Origin of the sequence: Metabacillus malikii, from assembly GCF_030813355.1 — a bacterium.
In the GTDB taxonomy this organism is placed as follows: domain Bacteria; phylum Bacillota; class Bacilli; order Bacillales; family Bacillaceae; genus Metabacillus; species Metabacillus malikii.
In genome coordinates this window covers 18,963-41,189 of record NZ_JAUSUD010000009.1, presented here as the reverse complement: position 1 = coordinate 41,189, position 22,227 = coordinate 18,963, and the positions used below count along the sequence as shown (strand labels likewise).

The 22,227-nt window shown below is 35.0% G+C and carries 24 protein-coding genes and 1 tRNA gene; 18 read left to right on the top strand and 7 right to left on the bottom strand.

All coding sequences use genetic code 11. The annotated features are described in order from the left end of the window. Positions 1–86 precede the first annotated feature (86 nt). From gerE to J2S19_RS10435, 8 genes are all read left to right on the top strand, one after another. On the top strand, positions 87–311 hold the full coding sequence (gene gerE / locus J2S19_RS10470) for a spore germination transcription factor GerE (RefSeq protein ID WP_003184172.1): 225 nt from the start codon (positions 87–89) through the stop codon (positions 309–311). A gap of 182 nt (positions 312–493) precedes the next feature. Further along, the gene (locus J2S19_RS10465; protein ID WP_307341159.1) at positions 494–946 is read left to right on the top strand and encodes a MarR family winged helix-turn-helix transcriptional regulator; all 453 of its coding nucleotides are present in this window, start codon (positions 494–496) and stop codon (positions 944–946) included. Between the two features lie 9 nt (positions 947–955). Beyond that, entirely contained in the window at positions 956–1,771 is an 816-nt protein-coding gene (gene racE / locus J2S19_RS10460; protein ID WP_307341157.1) for a glutamate racemase, read from the top strand. Positions 1,772–2,061: 290 nt separating this feature from the next. Next, positions 2,062–3,132 (top strand): GerMN domain-containing protein, encoded by a 1,071-nt coding sequence (locus tag J2S19_RS10455; protein ID WP_307341154.1) that lies wholly within the window; start codon positions 2,062–2,064, stop codon positions 3,130–3,132. Between the two features lie 111 nt (positions 3,133–3,243). Beyond that, positions 3,244–3,999: a ribonuclease PH gene (rph, locus tag J2S19_RS10450; protein WP_307341152.1), complete on the top strand. Its 756-nt coding sequence runs from the start codon at positions 3,244–3,246 to the stop codon at positions 3,997–3,999. A 6-nt stretch (positions 4,000–4,005) separates the two neighbouring features. Further along, complete coding sequence (locus J2S19_RS10445; RefSeq protein WP_307341149.1) at positions 4,006–4,593, top strand: XTP/dITP diphosphatase; 588 nt, start codon at positions 4,006–4,008, stop codon at positions 4,591–4,593. A 26-nt stretch (positions 4,594–4,619) separates the two neighbouring features. Next, positions 4,620–5,129 (top strand): metallophosphoesterase family protein, encoded by a 510-nt coding sequence (locus tag J2S19_RS10440; RefSeq protein ID WP_307341442.1) that lies wholly within the window; start codon positions 4,620–4,622, stop codon positions 5,127–5,129. 304 nt (positions 5,130–5,433) lie between these two features. Then, positions 5,434–5,507, top strand: a tRNA-Arg gene (locus J2S19_RS10435). Positions 5,508–5,712: 205 nt separating this feature from the next. On the opposite strand, the gene J2S19_RS10430 is transcribed toward J2S19_RS10435, so the two are convergent. Next, positions 5,713–6,843 (bottom strand): site-specific integrase, encoded by a 1,131-nt coding sequence (locus J2S19_RS10430; protein ID WP_307341146.1) that lies wholly within the window; start codon positions 6,841–6,843, stop codon positions 5,713–5,715. A gap of 680 nt (positions 6,844–7,523) precedes the next feature. Here J2S19_RS10430 and J2S19_RS10425 point away from each other — a divergent pair. From J2S19_RS10425 to J2S19_RS10415, 3 genes are all read left to right on the top strand, one after another. Beyond that, positions 7,524–8,135, top strand: coding sequence for a hypothetical protein (locus tag J2S19_RS10425; RefSeq protein WP_307341143.1), 612 nt, complete (start codon positions 7,524–7,526; stop codon positions 8,133–8,135). Positions 8,136–8,251: 116 nt separating this feature from the next. After that, positions 8,252–8,392: a hypothetical protein gene (locus J2S19_RS10420; protein WP_307341140.1), complete on the top strand. Its 141-nt coding sequence runs from the start codon at positions 8,252–8,254 to the stop codon at positions 8,390–8,392. A 79-nt stretch (positions 8,393–8,471) separates the two neighbouring features. Beyond that, positions 8,472–8,690, top strand: a complete 219-nt coding sequence (locus J2S19_RS10415) for a hypothetical protein (protein ID WP_307341136.1) — start codon at positions 8,472–8,474, stop codon at positions 8,688–8,690. Positions 8,691–9,303: 613 nt separating this feature from the next. Here J2S19_RS10415 and J2S19_RS10410 read toward each other — a convergent pair. From J2S19_RS10410 to J2S19_RS10400, 3 genes are all read right to left on the bottom strand, one after another. Beyond that, positions 9,304–9,714 carry a cupin domain-containing protein gene (locus tag J2S19_RS10410; protein WP_307341133.1) on the bottom strand — a complete coding sequence of 137 codons (411 nt, stop codon included), beginning with the start codon at positions 9,712–9,714 and terminating at the stop codon, positions 9,304–9,306. 204 nt (positions 9,715–9,918) lie between these two features. After that, positions 9,919–10,890, bottom strand: coding sequence for an alpha/beta hydrolase (locus J2S19_RS10405; protein ID WP_307341130.1), 972 nt, complete (start codon positions 10,888–10,890; stop codon positions 9,919–9,921). A gap of 347 nt (positions 10,891–11,237) precedes the next feature. Continuing rightward, on the bottom strand, positions 11,238–11,654 hold the full coding sequence (locus J2S19_RS10400) for a MerR family transcriptional regulator (protein ID WP_307341127.1): 417 nt from the start codon (positions 11,652–11,654) through the stop codon (positions 11,238–11,240). A 289-nt stretch (positions 11,655–11,943) separates the two neighbouring features. Here J2S19_RS10400 and J2S19_RS10395 point away from each other — a divergent pair, with 289 nt between their 5' ends. The 5 genes from J2S19_RS10395 (at position 11,944) to J2S19_RS10375 (ending at position 16,009) form a co-directional block, all read left to right on the top strand. After that, positions 11,944–12,792, top strand: a complete 849-nt coding sequence (locus J2S19_RS10395) for an aldo/keto reductase (protein WP_307341124.1) — start codon at positions 11,944–11,946, stop codon at positions 12,790–12,792. A gap of 135 nt (positions 12,793–12,927) precedes the next feature. Next, the gene (locus tag J2S19_RS10390) at positions 12,928–13,506 is read left to right on the top strand and encodes a sugar O-acetyltransferase (protein WP_307341123.1); all 579 of its coding nucleotides are present in this window, start codon (positions 12,928–12,930) and stop codon (positions 13,504–13,506) included. Positions 13,507–13,644: 138 nt separating this feature from the next. Then, complete coding sequence (locus tag J2S19_RS10385) at positions 13,645–14,169, top strand: cyclophilin-like fold protein (protein WP_307341121.1); 525 nt, start codon at positions 13,645–13,647, stop codon at positions 14,167–14,169. Positions 14,170–14,418: 249 nt separating this feature from the next. Beyond that, positions 14,419–15,198, top strand: coding sequence for a cytochrome P460 family protein (locus tag J2S19_RS10380; RefSeq protein ID WP_307341119.1), 780 nt, complete (start codon positions 14,419–14,421; stop codon positions 15,196–15,198). An 82-nt stretch (positions 15,199–15,280) separates the two neighbouring features. Next, positions 15,281–16,009 carry a DUF4405 domain-containing protein gene (locus tag J2S19_RS10375; protein ID WP_307341117.1) on the top strand — a complete coding sequence of 243 codons (729 nt, stop codon included), beginning with the start codon at positions 15,281–15,283 and terminating at the stop codon, positions 16,007–16,009. Between the two features lie 327 nt (positions 16,010–16,336). Here the strand turns inward: J2S19_RS10375 and J2S19_RS10370 are convergent, their stop codons facing one another. Then, positions 16,337–16,729 carry a DUF771 domain-containing protein gene (locus J2S19_RS10370; RefSeq protein ID WP_307341115.1) on the bottom strand — a complete coding sequence of 131 codons (393 nt, stop codon included), beginning with the start codon at positions 16,727–16,729 and terminating at the stop codon, positions 16,337–16,339. 1,296 nt (positions 16,730–18,025) lie between these two features. Here J2S19_RS10370 and J2S19_RS10365 point away from each other — a divergent pair. Together J2S19_RS10365 and J2S19_RS10360 are read left to right on the top strand one after the other, a co-directional pair. After that, complete coding sequence (locus J2S19_RS10365; protein ID WP_307341113.1) at positions 18,026–19,018, top strand: replication-relaxation family protein; 993 nt, start codon at positions 18,026–18,028, stop codon at positions 19,016–19,018. Positions 19,019–19,128: 110 nt separating this feature from the next. Further along, complete coding sequence (locus J2S19_RS10360) at positions 19,129–20,238, top strand: hypothetical protein (RefSeq protein ID WP_307341112.1); 1,110 nt, start codon at positions 19,129–19,131, stop codon at positions 20,236–20,238. A 647-nt stretch (positions 20,239–20,885) separates the two neighbouring features. Here J2S19_RS10360 and J2S19_RS10355 read toward each other — a convergent pair. Together J2S19_RS10355 and J2S19_RS10350 are read right to left on the bottom strand one after the other, a co-directional pair. Beyond that, entirely contained in the window at positions 20,886–21,458 is a 573-nt protein-coding gene (locus tag J2S19_RS10355) for an LAGLIDADG family homing endonuclease (protein WP_307341110.1), read from the bottom strand. Continuing rightward, positions 21,452–22,000, bottom strand: coding sequence for a cyclin family protein (locus tag J2S19_RS10350; protein WP_307341108.1), 549 nt, complete (start codon positions 21,998–22,000; stop codon positions 21,452–21,454). Before J2S19_RS10350 ends, J2S19_RS10355 begins: the two co-directional genes overlap by 7 nt. Positions 22,001–22,227: the final 227 nt, after the last annotated feature.

The window sequence follows — 22,227 nt, the reverse complement described above, 5'->3', positions numbered from 1 at the left end:
AGAATCTTATACACATAGTATATGTTGACTAAATATATACCCATCCGTTAGATCAGCTCTCACCTTAGCAAGGAGGGTTACAATACTTGAAAGAGAAAGAGTTTCAATCAAAGCCATTACTCACGAAAAGAGAGAGAGAAGTTTTCGAACTGTTAGTTCAAGATAAGACAACAAAAGAAATAGCTAGCGAGCTCTTCATTAGTGAAAAAACGGTTCGGAACCATATCTCGAATGCGATGCAAAAGCTTGGTGTAAAGGGACGTTCTCAAGCGGTTGTCGAGCTCCTTCGAATGGGTGAACTAGAGCTCTAACCTATACCGGCTAACTGTTAAAATGTTAGCCGGTTATTATCTGTTCCAACATATTAGGATGTATATAGATAAGTGACGGGCAATTGAATCTTGCTTTTTTTATATAAAACGTAGACAATTATAATGTTGATACATAACAATATAAAAACAACGATTGACTACTTATTAGCGAGGGTATAAAGTTGAAAAATAAACTTGAAATAAGTAAAGACCAAACCGTAGTAAGCTTGGAAAAGTCGCTGCGTCATATAACAGGTATACTTAAGCAAAAGGGTCGAGGGATACTAAGTGATTACGGAATAACCCCACCTCAATTTGCCGCTTTGCAATGGTTGTGGGAGGATGGAGACTTAACGATCGGTGAACTATCAAACAAATTATTCCTGGCTTGCAGTACGACAACAGATTTAATCGATCGAATGGAAAAGAATAAACTAGTATTGAGAGTTAGAAACCCAAAAGATCGGAGAGTTGTACGAATCCATCTATTAGAAGAGGGAGAACGTGTGATTGAGGAAGTCGTAGAAAAAAGACAGCAATACCTTAATACGATTCTAACTAACTTTGAAGACGAGGAACTGAAGGTTCTTGCAAAATCGATAATGAAATTACAACAAGAAATGAAAGAAAAATGAGGCGATGTTTTGAAAAGTCCAATCGGAGTCATTGATTCTGGTGTCGGTGGTTTAACTGTCGCAAAAGAAATCATGAGACAACTACCAAAAGAAGAAATCATATATTTAGGAGATACAGCTAGATGTCCATATGGACCTAGGCCTGCAGAAGAAGTACGTAAATTCACATGGGAAATGACGAATTATCTTCTGGATAATCACCATATAAAAATGTTAGTCATTGCTTGTAATACTGCAACAGCAATCGCGCTTCAAGAAATCCAGGAAACGATCCAAATTCCTGTCATCGGAGTAATCTTCCCTGGCGCTAGAACTGCAGTGAAAGTAACAAAGAATGATCATATCGGTGTTATTGGCACAGTGAATACAATTAAAAGCGCAGCGTATGAATCAGCGTTAAAAACTTTAAATAATCAACTGAAAATAGATAGTCTTGCCTGCCCAAAGTTTGTCCCGCTAGTCGAAAGCGGGGAATACGAAGGTGATGAAGCTACTGAAATAGTCGAACAATCTTTACAGTCATTTAAGGGGACGAAAATTGACACACTTATCCTCGGCTGTACACATTACCCTATATTACAGCCCCAAATTGAGAAATATATGGGACAAGCAGTTAAAATAATTTGCTCCGGTGATGAAACAGCAAGGGAAGTTAGTACAATCTTATCGTTTAAAAAAGCACTTAATCAAACAGCCGGTAAAAAGGAACATCAATTCTTAACAACAGGACCAAAACAACTTTTTGAGAAAATTGCATCAAAATGGTTTGAACAGCCTATTGAAAATGTCAAATCAATCTCACTTGAAAATGCAAAACATATTTGATAAAAAAAGGACATGATAGAAGAAAGGCTTGCCTTCACGTTCGATGTATGAATGGAAGTGCTAAAGCTACTTCTTAATTGTCCTTTTTTTCTCGGTGCAACCGTCCGTAAGAAGATTTCCACTTCAAATCATAAAGAGATCATTAGAGATGTTTAGTAAGTTTGAATCCCACTGATTGAGTTTCACTTAATCTTTCATTCTCTTGAAAAGACATTTTGTACAAAAAATCGGTCTAAAACTGAGGATAGCTCGTATACATATTAGTACAAACTGCCTTTGGAGGGATTTGAATGTCTAAATACAACAAACAGATTGCGATTACGGTTATTGCATCATCGATGTTACTCTCAGGCTGTGGACTATTTGATGCTGAGAAAGCAACAAAGGAGATTGACCCACCACAAGATGTAACATTCACGAAAGATGGCGAGCAAATTAATGAACAAGGAAAAGTAGAGGATGTTGCAGGTGAAGAAGCAGCTGAAAAAATGGCAAGTCAATTATATTTAATTGATAAAAATGGCTTTGTTGTTCCGTATACAGTAAACTTACCAGAAACGAAAAGTGTTGCAAAATTAGCCTTAGAACATTTAGTAGAAGGTGGACCAATTTCAGAAATGCTGCCAAATGGTTTTAGAGCAGTGCTCCCTCAAGATACGGAGGTAATTGGTGTTAATATTAAAGATGGGGTTGCTACTGCAGATTTTTCAAAAGAATTCACTTCATACAATAAAGAAGATGAAGAGAAAATACTTCAAGCAATTACTTGGACGTTAACGCAATTTGATTCAGTTGAAAAGGTTAAAATATGGGTTAACGGACATGAGCAAAAAGAGATGCCTGTAGCTGGTACGCCAATTCATGATGGTGTAAGTAGAGAAGATGGCATTAATCATGATTCTTCAGATGTCGTAGATTTTACAAATACTCACCCATTAACAGTTTATTATAGTGCCGAAACCGACGGGCAGGAGTATTTTGTTCCAGTCACGAAAAGGGTAAGCAACACGGAGACAGATCCAATCGTATCTGCAGTTGAAGAATTAGTGAATGGACCAGCTTTAGCAACAGGGCTGTTAACAGAATTCCAAAATGGAGTGGAGTTGTTAAGCGCGCCAAAACTTGAAGATGGAAAAGTAACGCTAGACTTCAATGAAGCAATTTACGGTAGCTTTGATGAAGAACAAAAAATCGTTTCATCTCAAGTTCTAGAATCACTAGTATTAACATTAACAGAGCAAGAAGGTGTCGACAGTGTTGCCATAACTGTAAATGGTAAGGCTGACTTGCTAAATGAAAACGGTGAAAAGCTATCAGAAGCTGTAACAAGACCAGCAAAAGTAAACACAGGTAGTTTTTAATTAGATGTTTTTGATATACTAAAGATGGGTAATGAGAGGTATGCTTAAATAAAGCTACCTCTTTCTTCATTTGGAAATACATAAAAGAGTTTGTTTAGTGGAGGTACGGATATGAGACATGATGGACGCGAAGTAAATCAATTAAGAAAAGTTGAAATGATAAAAGATTTCATTATTCACCCTGAAGGCTCCGTCTTAATAACTGTAGGAAATACGAAAGTTATTTGTAATGCAAGCATTGAAGACAGAGTTCCCCCATTTATGCGCGGGGAAGGCAAAGGATGGATTACAGCAGAATATTCGATGCTCCCGCGAGCTACAGAACAACGAACGATTAGAGAATCCTCAAAAGGGAAAATTACTGGGCGTACGATGGAAATTCAGCGTTTAATTGGGAGAGCATTAAGAGCAGTAGTTGATTTAAAAGCGCTAGGCGAAAAAACAATCTGGGTTGATTGTGACGTCATCCAGGCTGACGGAGGAACTCGTACAGCTTCAATTACTGGAGCCTTTGTTGCTATGACGATCGCTCTTGGAAAGCTAATCGATCAAGGAAAGTTAAAGACATTACCCATTACAGATTATTTAGCTGCAGTATCAGTAGGAGTTGACAAACAACACGGTGAGATACTAGATTTAAATTATAAGGAAGATTCTTCAGCACAAGTTGACATGAATGTCATTATGACATCTCAAGGCAATTTAGTTGAAGTACAAGGGACTGGTGAAGAATCAACTTTCACAAGAAGCCAACTTAACGAACTTCTCGACTTAGCCGAGGAAGGTGTACAATCGTTAATCGAAATACAAAAGATTGCGCTAGGAAATTTAGCACACATAATTGATAAAAATATAAAAACAGGATGATATAATTTGACAGAGATTATTATTGCAACGAAAAATACTGGAAAAGTTCGTGAATTTAAAGCATTGTTAGAGCCACTTGGCTACAACGTGATTTCATTGTTAGATTTTACTGACTCAATAGATGTGGAAGAAACAGGAGCAACATTTGTGGAAAATGCTATATTAAAAGCTGAAGCTATTGCAAATGCATATCATAAACGAACAATCGCAGATGATTCAGGTTTAGAGATAGATTATCTAAATGGTGAACCAGGAGTATATTCTGCACGTTATGCCGGCTTACATAAGGATGACAAAGATAATTTGAATAAGGTACTTGAAAAATTATCAACTGTTCACAACCAACAGGATCGAACAGCTCGCTTCGTTTGTGCATTAGCAATTTCTTCCCCAGGTGAGGCAACTAAAACGGTACTAGGAACTTGTGAAGGGTATATCGCCGAACAGCCTAGCGGAGAAAATGGTTTTGGATATGACCCGATATTTATCGTAAAAGAGAAGATGAAGACGATGGCAAGCTTATCAAGCGAAGAAAAAAATAATATTAGTCATCGTGCAATGGCGTTAAAAAAATTAATTGAGCTAATTAAATAACCAAAAACAAAGGGACGGCGCATATGATGAACGTATTGATTATAAGTGACAGTCACGGTTTAACGAATGAAATAGATGAAATTACAAAGCGTCATAAGGATGAAGTTGATTTGTTATTGCATTGTGGAGATTCCGAGTTAGCTAAAGATAGTGAGCATTTAGCTCCTTATTCCATCGTCAAAGGCAATTGTGATTTTGGCGAAGACTTTCCTAATGAAATAATCCATGATATGAATGGATATAAATTGTATATGACACATGGGCATTTATACAATGTGAAAGCTACCTTAATGAATTTAAAATACCGAGCGGAAGAAATAGGAGCCGACATTATTTGTTACGGACATTCTCACATCGCTGCAGTAGAAAAAAATGATAACAGGCTTTTTATTAACCCGGGAAGCATTCGCTTACCTGTCTTAAGCAGGAAAAAAACTTATGCAATTCTTGAAGTGGAAAAGGATCATGTCAATGTCAATTTTTTTGAAGTGACTGGTGAGAAAGTAAATGAATTATCAAATCAATTCAATCTGTAAGGGCTAATTCTTAAGATTTCCGTAGGGACTATAATAAGCCTGAAAATTGTGATGGGAAGTGAACACTGCCCTAGATACGTGTAGGTGGAACTCACATGGCGTACGTCATGGGAAGTCCACCACCTACCACATATAAGTAAGTGGGATGCACCTATATCGAAAACTAACTATAAGCAATATGGAGAAACAGCCCTAATAAATCTTTAGATTTACAGATTGTTCATTTTTTTCGAAAAATATATTGACTTTCATATTACACACATATATAATAAAAAAGTCGTTACAAACTACATATTTAGCTAATGTCCCAGTAGCTCAGCTGGATAGAGCAACGGCCTTCTAAGCCGTCGGTCGGGAGTTCGAATCTCTCCTGGGACGCTACCAAGTTAATTTAGGATACGATAAGATATCCGGAAAACACGCTAAAACGCTGATATTTCAAGCGGTTAGCGTGTTTTTTATTTTTCTAGAGATACGATAGAAAAAGGTATGTTATCAAACCGCTTTACACATTTTTTACACAAGTATTAACCCAGAATAACATGAACGTACATAGTAGAATTTTAATAAGGGACATTAATTTTTAAATTTTCATTACCTTCACGGTTTTTTCAAGCATCCTTTCGAAAACACTTACACTTTTCATCTGATCTCTTTCTTCCAATTCTTTAACTACATGTGAATACGTATTTAATGTTGTTTCAATGTCACCATGACCTAACCGTTTAGATACGTAATAGACAGAAACCCCTTCATAAAGAAGTACACTGGCGTGGGTGTGGCGTAATCCGTGAACGGAGATAGGGTCTATATTAAGTTTCTTTAAAAGATTCTCCAAAACCTTATTTGCATTACCATTACTAATAACTTTATATTTCGATGAAGGCGAAAAGAACACAAGTCCGTGTATATTGTCTAGTGTGGTATCAAATAGGTTTTTGAATACATCCATAGTTTCCTTATCCATTTTAATTACACGAACAGATTGCTCATTTTTGGTTGGCCCAAAACCTTCATGCATCTTTTTTGTATATCCCCAGGACTTGTTGATATTTATTGTATTATTAGCAAAATTAAAGTCATTCCTTGTCAAGCCAACTATTTCTGCAAAACGTATTCCAGATGTAAGACCTAGCAATAATAATTCGTGAGTTAATGTCTTATTATCTAAATCATGTATTGCTTTTAGGAGCAATTGACTTTCTTGATAACCTAAATGCTTGTCCTCTGACTTTTTCCCAGTTTTGCCTGTTAACGTAGCACCACGTGTAAAATCCACTCTAATTAATCCCTCATCAATTGCTTCCTTTACACATGCTCTAATATGTGTATTTAATTTTCTTGTTGATTCCTTTGCGTGGGTCTGTCCGTATTCGTTTAAAAAAGCTTGATAGGAGCGTTTATTTATATTTTGAATAGGAATACCCCCGAATCTATCTTTAACGGTCCGTAGGGTGTCATTATAACGTGCAAGGGTATTGGAATTTATATCGGTCTTGTATAGCTTTAACCAGTTTTCTAAATACTCATCAAAAGGAACTGGTTTCAAATTAGGTGTGGTACCTTTTAGTAATTCTGCCTCAACTTCCGTGGCGGCTATTTGCGCTTCCTTTTTAGTCCGGAAACCTCCTTTCCTAATAGGCTTTTGTTTGCCATTTACAACATGACTTACAGTGTATTGATAAGTTTTGCCTCTTTTTTGAATACTGGCCATCTTGTTCTCTCCTGTTGTTTAGTTAAGAAATCTACCAAGCTATTAAGTAGACTCTACCTTGGTAGTACTTCCTTGGATAAAAAATGAATTGATATATTCCTTGATTTAAATTTTTTCTTAATTTATATCTGCTTCCGTGTTACTCACCTCCTATTTACTTGAGATACTTGGTTATCGGCAGGTGAATAATATTTTCGTTGGGCCAAAATATGGAAAAATAATCTGGGTAAATAAGAGCTATATTAAAAGGATTCATTTAAGCAAAACTATCAGTTCATATAGTAATAGCGAATTAGAAGAATGGGAAATTTGCTAGGGGGTAGAAGATTAGATGGATTTCCTAGAAAAAATATAATAAAAAACCGCATATAAAGTACATCTACTCTAAGAGTATTTGCACTTTAATAAAGCAGTTTTCACTTCAGGATTAAGTTATGGACATGAATAGGGAATGAATATTTTGCTTTTTGCTTATGGGTAAATCTTATTACGTAGTAGACTTTTACTGTGCAATAACTGATGGCATAAATATGGAAAATAGTAACAAGGTTTACATATATTCTGGTATGATTTAATAAGAGATTTTATTATTTATTGCTAGTGATAATGATTATTGGCAGGAGTATTTAGGGGTAGTCTTGCCAGCTTTAAAAAAAGAATAGTATAGGGGGCCAAAAGCTATGGAAGATAAAATTATATATCGATTAGACGATGATATTTCCTTTCGTAAATGCAGTTTACATGAGGAGTCAAAGGTAATACGTGGAGATTGTACAAATTATTATACGAAAGAAATCAGCTGGAAGGATTATTATTTTTGTAATCAAGATGGTATTCATTTACATTGTTCTAAGCATCCCGAAATTGAATTGAATATTAATAATGAATACAGCGAAGTAGGACTTGTCTGTCCAAAGTGCCAAAAAAGAATAGAAATTGATAGCCTAAAATCAGTTTATTCACGTTGCCAAAAGTTACTGAATATTGAACTGTTTAAGGATGCAAAGCTTATTAGGTTAGATGATTGGTATATTCCAGAAGTAAAGGAAAAAATCAAACCGGATCCTGACTATTGGATAAATACCAATGTCAAAACGGATAAGGATGGAAATACTATAGTAGTGCTTTATATAGGATACAAAGGAAGTAAGGATAAAGTACAGTTCTTTATAAAACCTGAAAAGGGACAACTTTCAAGTGATCACAAGGATATGGATCCAACAAAGATTCTTTCAAAAATTGTAGTTACATTAAAAAATCGCACCTTATCGCAAGAATACGAAGATGAGTAAACAACCATATTAGGGGATTATGAGATTCATAACCAATTTTGACAAGTGCGAGTATATAAGAAGAATAACAGTACAAAGTACTTCAAGACCATCTACATCAGTTTGACAGATTGATGATGAATCATTGGTTAAAACCAGATAAAGGGTTTAAACCAGACATGGATTTTAGTGATATAGATAAATTGATTTGTGATTTAATAATTGATGATAAAAATAAAAAAGGGACAAAGAAATTCCTTTTAAATCCATATGTGTAGATGTATTAAATTGCGAAATGAAAGTTACCTGTTTAATACTGATAAATAGGAATTTGTAAATAACGAAAGGATGATGTATATGGTAATTTACACTACTAACGAATGGAAGGGTTATGGTAAGCAGAATTATTATTGGAACGAGTATAGACTTGAAGGAAACGAAGTTGTTAAGTACAAGTGTCACAGGCAGAAGTTCTTTGACGGTGATGAAAACAACTGGGACCAAGACGAGCGTTTTGAAGAATCTTGGGCAATTGATGACCCTAACATGCCAGACTGGCTGAAACAGTATATATAAGGAATGTGATAATATGACGATATGAAATCGTGGGATTATGAAGATGGATTTTATCTATTTATATTTCTTTAAAAGGAAAACAGGATTTATCGGATGAGCATATGAACGTATTTCACATTACACTTCTTTTTAAGTAGATGTCTGGGCTGATTTGTAAATAATATGAGTGAGATAAATTCCAATTTGCCGATGAATTTATGAGCCTTATGTGTTTGTTACGGAAATAGTGGATATGTTTCCGAGAACGGACATACTCAAATGACATTCATTCTATCCTCTCAAGCCATTGTGAGATGGTTCAAATAGTTTTAAATAGTAATGATGCAGAGACTAAATAAGGGTCTCTGCTTTTTTTGTGATTCTTTAACAATAGGGTAAAATTGCGGGGGATTTGTTGTATATTGCGTAGTAGACTTTTACTGCGCAATAACTATTGGAATAATTTTTGGGGAATTAGAACCGTAATCTGGTATTTTTTAGTATGGTTTTAGTATGAAAATTCCTGATATTGTGAAGGTTTTCACTTAAACTAACGGATTTCTTCACAAAGTAACGCAAAAACCGATTCTTCCAATTAGGGAGAATCGGCTAATTTTGTATTAGATCTTAGTAATTATTTTACTTTGTTATATACCTCATCTGATACTGGTTCCAACCATTCAGGAGTACCAGCAGTGATTGCAATGTGTTCAAACCAACTATCTTTTGAGGCACCATGCCAGTGTTTCACACCATCGTGAGTGACGATAACATCGCCAACTTTTAAGAATTGAGCAGGTTTTCCTTCTTCTTGATACCATCCTTCGCCACCAGTTACCAATAAAATCTGAAATCCATCACGATGGATATGCCAGTTATTTCTGCATCCAGGTTCAAAAGTTACATTTCCGACACCAACATTTACTTTAGGGTCAGCAACTAATCCTTGAAGATAACTTTGTCCCACAAAGTATTGTGCATATGCTTCATTTTTCTCGCCAACCGGGAAAATAACGCCATTTTTTACATCTTCATGTTTTGCCATTTTAATTCCTCCAATAAATTTCATGATTATTAACCGACTTGAACAGTCGGCTAGTGTTGATAGGAGTATGTATAAGTTCAATCAGTAGTGTATTGGTTTCAATAAAAGAAGAAAACAAATCCTCCATATCTTTTGCAATTAAAATGATATGGAGGTATACGTTTCATTGAGTAAAAACTTTTTATATTCCTATGTTTATCTAATTTAGATTAAATTTGTTTGAAAAAATTGAGTTATTTTATCAAAAGGGATAATATCAGTTTGATCATACAAATCAGTATGAGAAGCGCCAGGAACAACCAGTAATTCCTTATTATCTCCAGTTAATTTTTCAAACGCATCCTGAGTAAAATATAAAGAATGTGCTTTTTCACCATGGACCATTAAAACGGCATTACGAATTTCGTTACTGTATTGTAAAATTGGCATATTCATAAATGATAATGATGAAGTAATATTCCATCCTTCATTTGAATTTAATGATCTATTGTGATACCCGCGATCTGTTTTATAGTAATCATAATAGTCTTTTACGAAGTATGGTGCATCTGCTGGAAGTGGATCAGGAACTCCTCCAGCTCTTGCGTAATCTCCATTTTTATAATCCACAATTCTTTGTGCATTTAAGCTTTTTCGCGCTTCATATCGCGCATCCTCGTCCATTGCGTTAAAATATCCTTCCGCATTCACACGAGACATATCATACATTGTAGATGTGACTGTAGCTTTGATTCTTGTATCAATAGCTGCAGCATTTATAGCCATTCCACCCCAGCCACATATTCCAATAATCCCTATTTTTTCAGGATCGACATTATCCTGAGTTGATAAGAAATCTACAGCTGCCTGGAAATCTTCTGTATTGATATCAGGTGATGCAACATATCGAGGATTTCCTCCACTTTCACCAGTAAATGACGGGTCAAAGGCAATGGCTAAAAATCCTCTTTCTGCCATTGTTTGTGCATATAGTCCAGATGATTGCTCTTTAACAGCCCCAAATGGTCCAGATACAGCAATAGCTGAAAGCTTCCCACCTATGTTTTTTGGCTCATATAAATCAGCAACTAATGTTATGCCGTAGCGGTTAGGGAAAGTTACCTTACGATGATTGACCTCATCACTTTTTTGGAAAACTTTATCCCACACTTGAGTAATAGTTAAATCATTTTTCATAATGGTCTATCTCCTTTTGTCTAATTGACATTTATTTTTGAATACATTTAGGGTACACGGGATAGTATAGAGGCTCGAGTTAACTCTAACGCAAGGGGTAAATTAAAAATTTATTTTTATTAATATTTAGCTAACTATAAAGTATATAATTCTTTTGATAAATTTTTACAAAATTGTTTCATGGAAAACGTAGTCATAATAGGAGCATACTGTGGAATTAATGAAGTGATGTTCAAGAAACTTATGATTATGGAAAGTGGTGGAGAGAGTTTGAAACTCGTTGAATAATAAAATGAAAAACTACTTATATTTCATTCACACAAAAATGAAATACAGGTAGTTTTCTTTTAGTCCTTAACAGGAAGCTCTATTTTATCCTCTTTATGAACATCCTCTGTTCCTGCTACTATTGCAGTATTGTAATACCAGCATTTATGCTCAATTAGTTCCATTGTCTTTTTTAGTTCCTCCATTTGAGCCTCTACAATGGCTTTACGTTCCATAAACATTTCATATCTTTGTTTTAACGTAGAGTCTCCCTCAGAACACCATTCAAAGAAAGTTTTAATCTCCTTTATAGGCATTCCAGTAGACTTCAGACATTCAACAATTTTTAAAGCCTCGATATCTGAATCCTTAAACACTCTTGTACCGCTTGGTGTACGATCTACAAAAGGCATAAGACCCTCTTTGTCATAGTAACGCAAAGTATACACTGTAAGATTCAATTCGTTTGCAACTTCCCCAATTGAATATGTGTTCATAATGTATCTTCCTTTCTTGAAAAATCTTAAGCTCTAGTTAACTTTATGTTTATGGAATGAATATTATCATGGACATTTTTTTGTGTCAAAGTTTCAAGAGGTGGATGGTATTTAATAGTGAAGGTTACCTCTATATATTTTTTGCAAAACACCAATTTAATGAATTTAATACTTGACCTAGAGTTAACTATAAGTATTAACATGTTTTTTGAAGAGAACATGTAAAGTTAATTTAAAGAGATAAATGAAAATATATTTTGGCTATTGATTCATTTTAGGAGTGAAGAAATTGAAAAAAGTAAAAATTGCAGGAAGAAAGGTTTTCCCTATAGGTATAGGTACTTCGAATATGGGAGATCAGGTAGATAGATTTGATCAAGAAGTAGAAGCAATAAGAGTTGGTCTAGATAATGGCGTTCAAGTTATTGATACTGCTGAAATGTATGGTGATGGAAATGCAGAGAAATTAGTTGCTCACACTATTAAACCTTATAACCGTGAAGAATTATTTCTGATTTCAAAAGTTCTTCCTTCAAATGCCTCGAAAAAGCAATTACCGATCAGTTTAGAAAATAGCTTAAAAAGATTAAATACAGATTATTTAGACCTATACTTACTCCATTGGAAAGGGAATATTCCTATTAAAGAAACGATTGAAGCCTTAGAGAATGCAAAAAGTCAGGGTAAAATTAAGTCATGGGGTGTTTCTAATTTAGATGTTGATGACATAGAAAAAATAATGACACTGCCTGATGGGATGAAGTGTGCAACAAATCAAGTACGTTATAATTTGGGAGATCGAGGAATTGAATTCGATTTAGTACCAATGATGAACAAACTTGAAATGCCACTAATCGCCTATTCTCCAGTTGCTCGGGGGGATAGTTTTGGCACCAACCTAACTAAACAAAAAGTTTTAAAGGAACTTGCTGAAAGACACCAATCAGATATTTTTCAAATTTTATTAGCATGGTGTATTCGAAATGGTAAAACAATTGCTATTCCACAATCTAGTAATACCACTCATATGATCGATAATGTGAAAGCAGTTGAGATTCAATTAACACAGCAAGATTTGCAACAATTAGACTCAATCTATCCAAAACCTAGCATGAAACAGCCTCTTGCCTTATGGTAAGAATGCCTACATGAATAATTATATATATAATGCATCACCTAATATGACATTACTCACTAAAAGATAAAATTGTCTGTCTCCCATCCGATTTTAATAAATTATACTTGATAAATCATATTGACAAGGAGGATTTTAATGGATATTAATGACTTTTTAGCGCACTTGAACCGAGGTGAAGCGGTTGAGGGAGGTTCGGAGATGCATCAGGTGATGCACAAAGTCTCGCAAGAAGCATTGAAGTTAACCGCTGAGTTGAACGGACATTATCATACGCCCCAAGAAGTTCAGGAACTATTTTCCCGGTTGATTGGCAAATCGGTAGATAAAACATTTGCTATGTTCCCTCCTTTTTATACGGATTGTGGGAAAAACATTAATGTGGGCAAGAATGTCTTTATCAACTCAGGTTGTCGCTTTCAGGATCAAGGTGGAATTACAATTGGCGATGGTGTTCTCATTGGACACAATGTAGTTTTGGCTACTCTTAATCACGACATTGATCCTAAAAAGCGTGGTACAATGCATCCTGCACCCATTACGATTGGTAATGATGTCTGGATTGGAGCAAATGCCACAGTCGTTCCCGGTGTAAACATTGGTGATGGCGCTATTATTGCAGCTGGTGCAGTTGTTACAGAAGATGTCCCTCCTAATGTTATCGTAGGAGGGGTGCCTGCGAAAATGTTAAAAAAAATTGAAGCCAGTCAGGAATAATTCTTTGTGATTCCTAATGTTGACGGTGCAGCTCTTTATGGTAAACAGATTTAATTTTATTTAAATAGATAGAACCATTTTTCACAGAAAATATATATATGAATACTAGTAAAAAGCATGTAGAAAGGATTACATAGAATGAAAAAATACTTTTCTATCCTTTGTTTGTTTATTTTTAGCTTTGGTCTGACTGCCTGTACTATTAGTGAAACAAATGAAAGTGAAGAAACGAATCAAGAGGAATTGCCAACCAGTGACTCCATTCAAGAAACGAGGGATATTGATATGTCAAATCCATCAACGATGATAGATTTAAACATAACTATAGGCGATCAGGTATTTTCTGCCAAGCTTTACAATAACCAAACCACTCAGGCTTTCATTGAAAAACTACCTTTAGACATAAATATGAGCGATGTTAATAGTAATGAAAAATTCTATAGTTTACCAGATACACTCCCAACAAATTCCGAGAGACCCGGGGAGATTAATGCGGGAGATATCATGTTGTATGGGGATAATGGTCTGGTATTGTTTTATGAAACCTTCTCAAGTACTTATAGCTACACTCGTCTAGGCTATTTTGAAGAGGCAGTAAGCTTTGCTCTAGCTGTCGGAGACGGTGATATAAATGTCGCTTTTGATTTGGCAGAAAATAATTAGTAAATAAGAATAAAAGACTCTATATATTACTGGGATAATTTTAAACTACCCTCAAAGCATGCTTTTAGGGCTTATTTCTTCTTTCCTTAAAAAAAACAATTTTTCTTGCCTTAGAGTTAACTATAAAAGGTAAATTTACTTACATCATACAAATATTTAGAAAAAATTCAGGAGTGAAACAGCCAGAAAGATGGACAGATATAAGATAAAAAACATGATAATAAATAAAAAATTGGAGGGAACTACAGGATGAATAAACGATTCATTAAGGCACTTGGATTACTGCTATCCCTTACCCTTACTGCATGCAGCAACAATGATAATGTAACTATTGAAACTTCTCAACAGAATCAGGATGATACTTCTCAACAGATGCAAGAGGAAACGACCGGACAGAATCAAGAATACGCAGAGATTGGTTCTGGAGCTCACCTTGTTGAATTCCCTGAGGACCTTGAGGAAGGAATTGTGTTTGCAACATATGATCGGGGTGATATTCATGAAAACATCTATGTAAATAGTAGGGAAGCAATTGAAGCTGTACAGAATGGAGAGGAGCTTCCGAGCGGCACCGTTATCACTCTCGAAGGATTTCGAGGTGGAGAGCTTGAGCATTATTTAGTAATGGAAAAGCGGACCGGTTGGGGTTCCCAGTACTCGCCAGAAGAGCGTACTGGCGAATGGGAATTTCAGGCATTTACGCCTGACAGAGAAGTGATGGAAGACGGTATTGGTGGCCCAGCTATTGGACGATGTTATACCTGCCATGCAAATCAGGAAAGGGATCAATATATGAATTCGATGGACCAGATGAAAGAGTTTAATTTAGAGGAGAATGTACAACGTAATAGAGATAGCCAAATCGCGAGTATCGATACAGAGGACTGGCATATAAGCTTGATATCTAATCATACGAATGATTCTATAAATGTAAATAAAAAAGAAAGTAGATTAATAGGTAATGAAGAAAAAGCAAAAATCATTCAGGACGTTCTTTTGACGATGTATTTACAGAGATATAAAAGCTAATGAATATATTTCCATTCATGTATAGATACATATTTACAATGGAATTGCAATCCAACTAAAAGAAGTAAAAGAGGTGAGTGGGTTGAATCGAAAGACATTATTCAAACTGGTAAATGACCTAGTTATGACAATTCTTATGTTAGTAGGGATGGCTTACTATATTACTGGAAATATGGTCCATGAAGTCGTTGGAGTTGTCGTACTTTCATTATTTATTATCCATAACTTTTTGAATCGACGTTGGTATAAAGCGATTTTTAAAGGAAAGTTTCATGTACGGCGCGTTATTCAAATAGTAATAAATCTATTATTTCTTGTAACTATGGCATTGATGATAATAAGTGCTGTGTTGATTTCCAGTGACTTATTCCCCTTTATACCTATAGATAACGATATGACACTACGGCAAATACACGTTCAGACTGCCTATTGGGGATTTATCATAATGTCAATACATATAGGTTTATCTTGGGCAATGATTATGGGTTCAGTACGGAGGATGACAGGAATCACAGGTACTAGTCGTATCCGAACCATTATGTTGCGTGTTTTGGCAGTATTAATTGTTGCTTACGGGGTCCAATCTTCTTTTGAAAGAGATATGGGTTCTAAATTGTTTTTTTACAACCCATTTGGTTGGTCCTATGATAATTCAACAGTAAGGTTTTTAATTGATCACCTATCTATCATGGGAATCTATATTTCCGGGACACATTATGCCCTGAAAGTTGTTCAAAATCAGGAGAAGCAAGAGGGCAGAAAGAACAAGTCAGAAAACCTGTTGCAAGCAAACATAAAAGTGAAGGGTTAGGTAACAGAATCCGTTTAGCAGTGTTTTACATTTTGACTGCTCTGTAAATTCTAAAATAGCCATCAATGATTCATCGTGGAGAAAAATCGTTTGAAGAATAAATGACAAGGAAATTTAAAAATTATAATATTTGTTAATTTTAAACTGGGGATGTAGAAGAACAACTAACTTTATTTTGCTGCGTAGTACAACCATACTATTCAATAAAATGGATAATTTAATTGAGTAGTAAAAATACGAAAGCTCAGAGCTAAGCCTCTGAGCCTATACATTTTAAAACTTTATACGTGCTTGGTTATACGGTGAATATTGAACACTAAGGAACTATTAAGAAAAGATTCGGTCAAAATTCTCATCTAGAAACTTAGCCATCTTTGACGCTTGAAAACTCCAAGTTTGCCCTTTTGATTTTGGATAGTAAACAAAGCCACCATTGTCTGCGTCAAGTACATTTCTAAATCGAGTAGGATAGAGAATGTTTTCTTTGATCCATTCGCTTTTTCTATTAACCTTTATTTCAAGGTCTTTCATTGACCAATAGACTCCTGATAGCTGCAACTTTTTTAATTCCTCCAACTCTACCTTTGAAATAATGACTTTATCAGCAGGAATAGGTATATTGATATTCACTGAAAGTAATTGTGCCGCAGGTGTTGGGTCATATAAGAATTCACTTATGCTGCTACTGTTTTTATTTTGAAATGCTAAAGATGTTGCCATATTTTCTTCACCTCCTGGTTGATGGGTTGTTTTACCCATTGAATTAATTTGTATTTATCTATTTAAAAGTACTTAGAAAAGTCAATTAAACAATGATTGCTACAGCATGCATGTGGTTGTCCTTGATTTCTAATATCAAAGATACTTGGTTATCGGAAATCTTTATCGATTCTGGAAGGGCCAAATTTTGGAATTTTAGTGTAAAAAATAGACGTCAAAATAGTACCAAGAAGAACGCTTCATAGAATAATAAATCTCTAATCGATAGAGAATAATGAAAAATTAGGCGGGAGTATAGGGGAGATAAAACGGTTTCTATTGTAGAATTGATATATAAAAATAAAAAACTGCATGTCCAAGTACATCCACTCCCCAAAGTAAATGCAGCTGGCAATATACAGGTTTTATCTTTGCTGAACACTATCAATAACCGACTTAGCTGACTTTCTAGTATCGTCTGATTGCTGCACAAGCAGTAAAACAGTGATTTTCACACTACCTGTACCAAGTAATGATTAATAATAGAATCCGGTTTTAATGGAGAATACCAGGGTCAACTGTACCTGCTCGATTCTATCAATATGCGGCGAGAATTGTGATAAGGGCAGAACAAGCAGGTAAACCTGGAGTAAATTGGATTGAATTCATTTCCGAAGTTCTAACAGCCATCCATGACCTTCCTGCCAAATCGATTTAGTAAAGATGGCCAGGAGTTCTATTCGAATGTCAGAGACTCTGGTGCAAAAGTTTGGTTTAAGGTTTAAGACCTAATAGATTGATGGTAAAAAAATTCACACATGGGGTAAATGTTCTAGAAGCAAACCATTAGGCTGTTAATATCATGATTAGTTGAATCCATAAATATAGACCATTAAGCGTGGTCTATATTTATGGATTTTTTGTACAACTATTAAATATTTCTACAGTTGTTAATACATCTCTTTGTTTTTTGTCGGCTTCAGAAATTATTGAATTGGAAAAATTTGAGGGTGTGAATTAATCAAAGTACTGCCGATAACCAAGCTAGTATTTAGGAGAAGTATGTCGGATGTAATGTATACAGTCAATGTGTGCCGTAAATCTACAGTCTAAGATGCTCAATAAGAAAAGAAAGTGACTAATTTTCTATACAGAATTGTCTTACAGAGTTGCTGTGGGTTGTTTTAGAAGCTAAACCCTTGTTATACAAAGGTTTTTGGATAGTTATAGCACCGCAACTATATAGTCTACTTTCCACTTACTTCTCTTTGAAAACTACCAATTACAAATACTAAAAAGAAAGGACTAGAAAATATTATGATTTATTGGAAAAAGATCGGTATTTCTAAACAAGAATTAGAAGTATCAATTCGCATATATGAAAATCGTGGTGCAACGATTGAACATATAAGAAAACTAAATTTTAGTCATTTGACTTCGGATCCAAAGGGACAAAGAGACAATATCTCCAAAATTACTTCGTCGTTGACTAAGAAGAAACTCATCCGTTCAGAAAGTTGTTACCCATATTCTAGAGAGAAGATATTTTATTTAGCATCAAAAGGTGTTGAATTCGTCAAAGAACATATCGTTATAGATCCCAATAACGAAATGGCTGGGTATGGTGAATATCATGGTGACTTTGATGCTAGAATTCTTAAACCGCCTCTAAAAAATATAGAGCACACTATGATGTTTTTGGATTTTGCAGTAAAACATCCCCGAAATGTACGTCATAATCTATATGCTGTTCAAGAGTATGAATTTTTATCTAATGACCAGCATTCTTCAATTTTAAAGCAGGGGAAAGTTAGGCCAGACGGTGAATTTTTGTCAAAGGAAAAGACAAAGTTTGCTATAGAAATAGATACCGGTACTGAGCGAAAAGGATCATTAGTTTCAAAGTTTGAGAACTACAGAAGATTCTTTGATTACTGTAAAGAAAAGAATAAGCCGTTACCATGGGGTGGAATTTTATTTGTTTGTAAAGTATCCAATTTAACAGTAGAAAATGACCAACGAATACAGACTATATTTAAAGCCGCCGCAGAAGGCTTGAAAGGGTATTGCTGGTCTGTTCCAGTAAGAATACTTCATCGAGGTGGTGAGAATGTTACCACAGATTTTAAATCTCTATTATCTAATCGAATTGAACTTGTACAAAAACTAAATATTCCTATTCCAGATTTAGTTTCTTCTTCAAACAACATCCAAAATACTGAATCGCTGAGAAAAGAAAAAGAGGAAGAAACTGATTTTCTTACTAAGCGTTTTGAAGAAGAGAGAAGAAAAGAGGCGAATCAGAAGTAAATAAGAAAAAGGGGTTTAGTTGGAATTAAATTAAAGTCAGCTTATCTGGAACATCAAGTAAAAAAACTGTGGTGTTCCTAAATATTTCCTATTAGAAAGGTGTGGTACACATGGCAACTAAAGAGCTAATACTATTTTATATTTTCAAGTTACAAGCTTTAACCAATGACCACCTGTGTCGGTTAATCTATAGTTCAGAGGATGATAATTCTAATAAACTAAGAGCAAAGATCTCTAAACAGATTGTTACTCTTAGAAATGAGGGTTTGATTACTTCAGACGTATGGTTACCCTATGGGGGGAAAATTCATTCTCTTACACAAGAAGGAATTAATTTTATTAATAATAACTTTGATATTAATCCTAGACATCCTTACTCTGGCTTTGATAAGGTTCAAGGGAATTTTAAAGAAAGCGTGCTAAGGCTGAAAGAATCTGATCTCAGCAAACATATGATTTTTGTTGAATTCGCAATTAAGGTAATAAATGCAGAATACTTTGTTCGAAACAAATTTTATTGTGTCAAACATTATCAAACTATCGAAAACAATGTATCTATCGCAAAGAAGATACAGCCATATGGTGAATTTACTTCTAAGCTGGGTAATAAACCCTATGTTCTTGAAATTATAAGCAGTAATGAAGAAAAATCTGAGCTGATTGAAAAGTTCAAAGGCTATCATGACTATTTTAACTATCTTAGTGAGCAAGGAAAGCCTATACTAATTTCCGGAATATATATTTTAACAGATGTACAACAAAATATACCCTATCATGGAGATTCTGTTTGGCAGACGATTATCAATGCAGCATTAGAAGGATTAGGTCCTTATAGTTTAACCATTGAATTCACAGGACTTAATAAGCCTAGTTTAAAAGAGTTGTATAATAAAAGCCTATTAAAGCACGACAACATGCTTCATCAAAAACAAAACGAGGAAATAGAAAAGACTGCACAAGACCCTTCTTCAGTAGGTGCGGATCAAAGTTTATTATCTGAAGGTAGGGATTTAGAAGATGAAGAGAAGGATGATACCAACAATAAAGCTGAATCTGGCAAAGTATATACCAGTAAATATGCCTCGTGGATTGAGGATATGCTTACAAGAGACGCTAGGTGGGCGAAGGAAGAACTAGAAAGACAAGAGCGTGCGTTTGAAGAACAAAGAGCTCAAAAAGGGGTAATAAATAGATTGAAGAGATTATTCTCCTTTAAATAGAATACAAGTGTTAAAGAGCCGTAGCGTTTTAAATGCTACGGCTCTTTATGTGTATATAGTTGTAATGCAATTTAGTACGCAATTTTAAATGTAAAATATCCAAATGTTATGCAACAAATGAATGAAAAATTGCATCTTATTCGGTTATTGATAATTTATGGTGGACAAAAGCAATCAAATGTTGAAAAGGCACCTTCTTAAGCATTGCATTGTTTTGTGCTTTACAGACAATATACTTTGACTTAGCTGATTGTTACTTATTCTCTATTTTATAACTCAGTAGGATAGAGAATATTAAATTCGTCATCAATTACTCGGTATCTTTCCATACTGTAATGAGTTGTTAAAGACTCTATGATAGTTTTCCACCAGTAGTCATCTACGGCATAGCAAATGGTTTCGTATTGGTCAGGCTCTGTACTTGCTAAATGTTGTATCCTTATATATGCCTCTGGTCATTTCAATTTCCATTCTCCCAACATTATTTGTTAAGATTGCAAGCTGTTGACCTCTGTCTGCGTAACTCAGCAATTCCATCACAATGATGCTACATATTATCCCCTTAATAGTTTTTTTATATCATTGACCATCGCCAAATTCATTAATTTCCAATATCCGAGTCAGGTTAACTACATTAGGGTACCTAACTATTTCTCTATAGGCGGATACTCTCTTGGTATCGATAAATACATATCATGCTTTCGCTTTAAATAAACGGTAGCATCTTCATAGAACCAATCTAAAATTGCTAAAATCTCAGCTTTGCTTCCCCATTTTACTGTGTGGAGGGGGGAGTTTTTACGCTTAAAAATCTTGGGTGCTCTAACACCGAGTGTATCAGAGATTATGAACCTAACCTTTTCGATAATATCCTTGGTTCCAGCAAACTCTAGGACGTGATATCGGGCGTTATTACTCCTCTCGGCAATAGAACCATCACCATCCATCAAACCACGGAGAAAGTGCCTGTGCATATCTTCTGGGATTTCTGGGTATTTCAACGTGTATGACTTGTCATGGTTCAAACCTAAGGCTCTTAGATCATCTGCAATCTGCCTTGACATAATGGTAAGTCTGACACTTTTATACTTTGTTGGAGCAGGCTCAGCATCACTCTCTAAATCGATTGCGAGTTGCTTAACATGATAAGCATCACTTTCCTTTAAATCTAAGTAGAAACGCCCTCCTGTTTTGTCTACGTGACCATCTGCTGCTAGCATTCCAAGCCAGTACGATTCCTTCTCGTTATCAATTTTCGAAAAGAAATGGTCATTTTTTTGTATTTTGGTTTTCTATGCATCCAAGCCCATTTCCTTGACCTAGTTTCGACATTATTATTTAGTAGAACTCTTCGAATAGCTTCCTTAGAACAGGTAAATTCTGCTGCTAATTGGTTAGTCGATTTTCGATCCTCTAAATATTTCTTACATATTAATTTTTCCTTTTCTTCATCAAAAAGCTTCCCATCCCTCATATCCACATTATGTGCTTGTAAAAGGTTTCTAATAGCTTTCTGACTCAAAGGATATAATTTTGCTATTTCCACTGACGATTTCCCTTGTACGTATAACTTTACAACCTCGCTCTCTTGGCTATGGCTTAATTTGCGTGTTCTTCTCCTTGGAACATAGTGTCTAGTTAAAATATTTCTAATCGTTACGTCACTAGTACCAAGTGTTTCTGCAATTTTCTTAGGTGACTCGCCACCTAAGTAACTAGATATGATTTGCTGCTCTTGTTCATCTGTAAACTTCCTATTCATAGTTGCCCCTCATTGTTTGTCTTATTTTTTTGTTGATTTAAAAAAACATTTCCCATAAATAAAGATTAATAGGGATGGACAGGAGAGTCGAATTAGGTAAGGGGTAACTTTTAGTTTGCAAATCGTCTTGATAACTATATATAGTATTAAAGAACAAACATTCGCAACTATATGTTGATTTATTCGAAATAACATAATATACTAATCTATGTAGAAATTACATAGAC

Bases quoted from the DNA above. Each gene is read 5' to 3' on its own strand.
- J2S19_RS10455 (WP_307341154.1), top strand. From the start codon at position 2,062: ATGTCTAAATACAACAAACAGATTGCGATTACGGTTATTGCATCATCG.
- rph (WP_307341152.1), top strand. From the start codon at position 3,244: ATGAGACATGATGGACGCGAAGTAAATCAATTAAGAAAAGTTGAAATG.
- J2S19_RS10440 (WP_307341442.1), top strand. From the start codon at position 4,620: ATGAACGTATTGATTATAAGTGACAGTCACGGTTTAACGAATGAAATA.
- J2S19_RS10430 (WP_307341146.1), bottom strand. From the start codon at position 6,843: ATGGCCAGTATTCAAAAAAGAGGCAAAACTTATCAATACACTGTAAGT.
- J2S19_RS10425 (WP_307341143.1), top strand. From the start codon at position 7,524: ATGGAAGATAAAATTATATATCGATTAGACGATGATATTTCCTTTCGT.
- J2S19_RS10420 (WP_307341140.1), top strand. From the start codon at position 8,252: ATGAATCATTGGTTAAAACCAGATAAAGGGTTTAAACCAGACATGGAT.
- J2S19_RS10415 (WP_307341136.1), top strand. From the start codon at position 8,472: ATGGTAATTTACACTACTAACGAATGGAAGGGTTATGGTAAGCAGAAT.
- J2S19_RS10410 (WP_307341133.1), bottom strand. From the start codon at position 9,714: ATGGCAAAACATGAAGATGTAAAAAATGGCGTTATTTTCCCGGTTGGC.
- J2S19_RS10405 (WP_307341130.1), bottom strand. From the start codon at position 10,890: ATGAAAAATGATTTAACTATTACTCAAGTGTGGGATAAAGTTTTCCAA.
- J2S19_RS10400 (WP_307341127.1), bottom strand. From the start codon at position 11,654: ATGAACACATATTCAATTGGGGAAGTTGCAAACGAATTGAATCTTACA.
- J2S19_RS10390 (WP_307341123.1), top strand. From the start codon at position 12,928: ATGGATATTAATGACTTTTTAGCGCACTTGAACCGAGGTGAAGCGGTT.
- J2S19_RS10385 (WP_307341121.1), top strand. From the start codon at position 13,645: ATGAAAAAATACTTTTCTATCCTTTGTTTGTTTATTTTTAGCTTTGGT.
- J2S19_RS10380 (WP_307341119.1), top strand. From the start codon at position 14,419: ATGAATAAACGATTCATTAAGGCACTTGGATTACTGCTATCCCTTACC.
- J2S19_RS10370 (WP_307341115.1), bottom strand. From the start codon at position 16,729: ATGGCAACATCTTTAGCATTTCAAAATAAAAACAGTAGCAGCATAAGT.
- J2S19_RS10365 (WP_307341113.1), top strand. From the start codon at position 18,026: ATGATTTATTGGAAAAAGATCGGTATTTCTAAACAAGAATTAGAAGTA.
- J2S19_RS10360 (WP_307341112.1), top strand. From the start codon at position 19,129: ATGGCAACTAAAGAGCTAATACTATTTTATATTTTCAAGTTACAAGCT.
- J2S19_RS10355 (WP_307341110.1), bottom strand. From the start codon at position 21,458: ATGCTAGCAGCAGATGGTCACGTAGACAAAACAGGAGGGCGTTTCTAC.
- J2S19_RS10350 (WP_307341108.1), bottom strand. From the start codon at position 22,000: ATGAATAGGAAGTTTACAGATGAACAAGAGCAGCAAATCATATCTAGT.